Here is a 699-nt window from a genome sequence, read left to right as displayed (position 1 = left end):
TGATAGAAAGATAGACTGAACGTTACTTTCACTGGTAACGGATCAGGCTAAGGTAAAATTTGTGAGTTCTCTTAATTGAGAAATTCGAATTTTCGGCGAATGTCGTCTTCACAGTATAACCAGATTGCTTGGGGTTATATGGTCAAGTGAAGAAGCGCATACGGTGGATGCCTTGGCAGTCAGAGGCGATGAAAGACGTGGTAGCCTGCGAAAAGCTTCGGGGAGTCGGCAAACAGACTTTGATCCGGAGATGTCTGAATGGGGGAACCCAGCCATCATAAGATGGTTATCTTGTACTGAATACATAGGTGCAAGAGGCGAACCAGGGGAACTGAAACATCTAAGTACCCTGAGGAAAAGAAATCAACCGAGATTCCCTTAGTAGTGGCGAGCGAACGGGGACTAGCCCTTAAGTGGCTTTGAGATTAGCGGAACGCTCTGGAAAGTGCGGCCATAGTGGGTGATAGCCCTGTACGCGAAAATCTCTTAGTCATGAAATCGAGTAGGACGGAGCACGAGAAACTTTGTCTGAATATGGGGGGACCATCCTCCAAGGCTAAATACTCCTGACTGACCGATAGTGAACCAGTACCGTGAGGGAAAGGCGAAAAGAACCCCGGCGAGGGGAGTGAAAAAGAACCTGAAACCGTGTACGTACAAGCAGTGGGAGCACAGAGCAATCTGTGTGACTGCGTACCT

Annotated in this window: 1 rRNA gene; it reads left to right on the top strand. The window is 48.2% G+C overall.

Features of this window, described 5'->3' with window-relative positions:
• Positions 1-140: 140 nt before the first annotated feature.
• Positions 141-699: ribosomal RNA gene (locus tag SB816_RS29720) — 23S ribosomal RNA — on the top strand; the annotation flags it as partial.

The organism is Achromobacter sp. SIMBA_011 (assembly GCF_046535435.1).
GTDB lineage: Bacteria > Pseudomonadota > Gammaproteobacteria > Burkholderiales > Burkholderiaceae_B > Achromobacter > Achromobacter dolens.
The sequence above is the reverse complement of the archived record's forward strand: the minus strand, read 5'-3'. Positions and strand labels throughout refer to the sequence as shown.